Genomic DNA, 3,774 nt, shown 5'->3' with positions numbered 1-3,774 from the left:
ACGACATCTGGGGATGTCTAAAGTTCGTGTTCACTCCCTTTTACGTTGTCGGCTCCCCCCAGTCATCTCCGCTGGGGCTTCGATGATGTTCCGCTTTCGCTTCACACCCCTTCGGGGCTAATCTTTGGCTTTCGCCAAAGGAAAAGCACAAATACACTCACAGAGCGAGTGTCTACGAGCGAACAATAGAAATTAAAATCAAGGATGCACTCTCCCTGATTACATGCTCTATTTGCTCATAGGATGCGTTTAGCCGAGCTTTGCTCGCTGTGGGTATAAGTTGTGGCTTTAAGGATGAAAAGTTGCTTAAATCGAAAAATAGAAGGGTTGGTGACCACCCACTACTGTTGAACAGTACCGTCAATATGGATAGTCACCTGATCTGTAACCTATAGATCATTTCAGATAAGGAACGGTCTAAATGACTTATCTGAACATCTAAAATAACAAAGTTTAAGTTGGAAAAAAATAGCGATATATTAATTTGTGTTATATTGAACATTAAATGTAACACATTGGTGAGTATATGGCAGAAGCAACTTTTACTTTTCGAGTGGACGAATCTTTAAAGCAAGAATTTTCTAGTTTTGCTAAAGAAATTGACCGTAGTGGGGCACAATTATTACGCGATTTCATGCGCGATTTCGTCAAAAAACAACAAGAAGCTGCATCTTATGATGTTTGGTTTCAACAACAAGTTCAAATTGGTTTAGATCAAGCTAATGCAGGGAATCTTATTTCACATGAGGACGTGGAAGCGAAATTCGCAGCAAAACGAGCTGCAACATTGGCACGATTGGCTGCTAGTCAATCATGAAAATTCTTTGGACAGTAGATGCAGAACAAGATCGTGAAAGAATTTATGATTATCTCGATGAAAGAAATCCGATTGCTGCCATTGAATTGGATGATTTAATTAGGGAAAAAATTAGTTTGCTTGCCCATAATAATCTTATTGGGCGCACTGGACAGAAAAAAGGAACAAGGGAATTAGTTGTTCATCCGCATTATGTTGTGGTGTATGACATTACTGAAAATGTACGTATTTTAAGAGTCTTACATACATCACAACATTGGATTTAGTTATTGAAGTTGAATACAACTACTTGATTATTATCTAAGTAAACAGCAATTTCAGTAATATGTTTGGCATAACATCCGCCCATTAAATATTCTGCTCGACTACCATAACTAGGTAAATTTTTAGTTCTGTCATCAGGTAATGCAAGACAAGCACCTCGATTAACAACCACTTTTTTAACGTTGAGTGGTTTATCAGATACCGATTGAACCTCGATGGAGGTATTTGGTGAAAAAGAATATTGTTTAGGAAGATCAGTAACATGGACTATCACTAATTTTTCTTTGTTTTTAGCGTAAGTCGCAACTGAACAAGCACTAAGAATAATAAACATAATTAATTTAAGAAATTTCATTATCTAAACCTATTTTTAATGGCATCTTTTAGAATTTAGTCATGACTAAATTTTATCAAATTATTTTGTTGTAGATATTTCATAATTAACTTCAATAAATCCCGTTGTTTTTTACTTTTTCTGACAGGCTTATTTGCAATTAAAAATACATCAATATATCCAAGTTCTATATGGTGTGGATTGTCTGTTATTTCCAATATAATAGGGAATATTCCATGATCACCTGAAAATACAGCAATACGGCTTCTATTTTCATATTTTGGAGTGATCATCACTTCAAAATCTATGTGACTATAAGAGTCATCAGGATGGGGTAAGGTTGTATTTACATAAATTTCTAAGAATTTTTTGATAAAAGCACTTTTATTCATTGGTATTTATCCCTTAAATCCTGCTTTTTCTAAGAAAGGGTAAAGCTCCCTAAATTTCTCAGGCTGTAAAAGCATCTCAGCAATACGAATAGCAAATTGCTGATAGCTTTCTGTACCTTGTGAATACTTAGACATTTCGGGCATTTCAGACATCTTATTAGCAAATAAATGGCGCTGTGAATCAGTCATTTTGATAAAAAAGTCAGGGGTGTTTGGATCTCGTTCCTCTTTCACTGTTTTAGGCTTGGATTTCTGTTTAAAGCTGAATGAAAAGCCAATGATCGAACGCCCTCGCTTATGTTGTTCGTATTCTGCCTTAATGTCGGTGTGGTCGTTAATTTGTTGAATAGCAGGCTCTAATACTCGTCTTTTAAATGATTCCATCCGTTGATGCTCTGTATCCAATACACCAAGCCTTGAACGCAATTCCTTAGTTTCAAGCATTGATACTTTGCCAGTGCTACGCCATGCGATCAGGAGTTCATATAAACGTATGGCGTAGGCACTGGTTAGACTACTCACCTGCTCCAGTTCATAACTGGTGAAATGCTTCTCTAGGTTGGTGATCAGTGGCACAACGTCATCTGAAAATCTGATACGCACAAGGGCTTCATTTTCAACATAGGACACACGCTGCACCCATCTGCTCATAACATTCTCAAGATTACCTTTAGCCGTTAATTTTTGGTAACTAAAACGACGCTCAAACAAGTTCTTGCAAGCATCCTTTAAGACTTTGTAGGCGGTGTTTCTGTGGACATTGAAGTGATTGATGTAGCTTTCTGCGTGGATAGTTAAATCATGGTTACTAGGGGTGTTAGATTCCCTCGCCTCCAGTATTGCTAAAAGAATTAGGCGTTGTTCTGCAAGGTCTAAATTATAACTGGCATTGATCAGCGCATTATCCTTAACGATTAGGTCTTTTTTCATACACAGCAACTTATTTTAATTTTGTTGTTATAGCAACATTATTCTTTAGTGTTGTGATTTGCAAGATAAACGTTGCTATATTGCAAGATAAACGTTGCTATATTGCAAGATAAACGTTGCTATATTGCAAGATAAACGTTGCTATATTAAGGCTGAAAGCATTGCTATATAATCATTTCAGACCCTCTAAAAATTAAAAAAATTAAAAAAATTAAAAAAGAGGGGGAGTAGTCAAAATTGCCCTATGTACTCGCTAAAGCTCGTACTTTATTGAAGCTCGTTCCTCGCTTCGAGGGGCAATTTTTCTGTAAATACTGTTTGTGAAATCTAAAAGCAAAAGCAAGTATGGATTCGCTTCGCTCATAAAACTTTTTTGCTCGCTTCGCTCGATCTAGTTTCAAATATGGTGTTGTCGCTTTGCTCGGTCAGTGCCTTAAAAGTATAAATACCAATTTGTAATCAGGGAAAGAACAGGGCGAAATTTTCATAGTGCTCAATCACTCGTAGACACTCGTTCGGTTAATTCTATCTGTGTTTTCTATTGTGCTTTTCTTGTGGAATTGATGCACCAACGGAAGCACAGAAAAAAGCACAAAGCCTTCACTTCGTTGCGCCTAAAAACAATTACCGTACAAGCTCGCTTCGCTCGTCCTTCCTGGACGTCAGGATTCCTTGTACTTCAAGGGCTGGACGCCCTTGATAATCGTTTTTTGTTGCCTTTCACTTTCCGCTATCGCTCCAAGTTGCAGCGCACTTCGTGCTCGCGCCCCGTCATACTACTACGTAGTTGACCCACCCCCTTTTAGGTGCATATTTCGCTAGGCTCGTATGTCCTTCGGATTCGCTGAACGCTCTCACTAAAACGAGGTGGGTCAACTACCCTTCGGGATAGTTTGACGGGGTGGGCTTGCCCCCCAACAACTAACGACATCTGGGGATGTCTAAAGTTCGTGTTCACTCCCTTTTACGTTGTCGGCTCCCCCCAGTCATCTCCGCTGGGGCTTCGATGATGTTCCGCTTTCGCTTCACACCCCTTC

The 3,774-nt window shown here is 38.6% G+C and carries 5 protein-coding genes; 2 read left to right on the top strand and 3 right to left on the bottom strand.

Annotation, left to right across the window (positions count from 1 at the left end; translation table 11 throughout):
• The first annotated feature begins 526 nt into the window (after positions 1-526).
• Complete coding sequence (locus ACSC97_RS17880) at positions 527-817, top strand: CopG family ribbon-helix-helix protein (protein ID WP_020899956.1); 291 nt, start codon at positions 527-529, stop codon at positions 815-817.
• Positions 814-1,083, top strand: coding sequence for a type II toxin-antitoxin system RelE/ParE family toxin (locus ACSC97_RS17875; RefSeq protein WP_042107339.1), 270 nt, complete (start codon positions 814-816; stop codon positions 1,081-1,083). Before ACSC97_RS17880 ends, ACSC97_RS17875 begins: the two co-directional genes overlap by 4 nt.
• On the opposite strand, the gene ACSC97_RS17870 is transcribed toward ACSC97_RS17875, so the two are convergent.
• The 3 genes from ACSC97_RS17870 to repM are packed head-to-tail and all read right to left on the bottom strand — an operon-like array spanning position 1,080 to position 2,737.
• Positions 1,080-1,436, bottom strand: a complete 357-nt coding sequence (locus ACSC97_RS17870) for a hypothetical protein (RefSeq protein ID WP_004906424.1) — start codon at positions 1,434-1,436, stop codon at positions 1,080-1,082. The two genes, ACSC97_RS17875 and ACSC97_RS17870, sit on opposite strands and share 4 nt — an antisense overlap.
• A gap of 35 nt (positions 1,437-1,471) precedes the next feature.
• Positions 1,472-1,807 carry a hypothetical protein gene (locus ACSC97_RS17865; RefSeq protein ID WP_004906423.1) on the bottom strand — a complete coding sequence of 112 codons (336 nt, stop codon included), beginning with the start codon at positions 1,805-1,807 and terminating at the stop codon, positions 1,472-1,474.
• Between the two features lie 6 nt (positions 1,808-1,813).
• Entirely contained in the window at positions 1,814-2,737 is a 924-nt protein-coding gene (gene repM, locus ACSC97_RS17860; protein WP_087548435.1) for a replication initiation protein RepM, read from the bottom strand.
• Between the last annotated feature and the right edge of the window lie 1,037 nt (positions 2,738-3,774).

Origin of the sequence: Acinetobacter sp. P1(2025), from assembly GCF_051390655.1 — a bacterium.
GTDB classification, from domain to species: Bacteria; Pseudomonadota; Gammaproteobacteria; order Pseudomonadales; family Moraxellaceae; genus Acinetobacter; species Acinetobacter junii.
The sequence above is the reverse complement of the archived record's forward strand: the minus strand, read 5'-3'. Positions and strand labels throughout refer to the sequence as shown.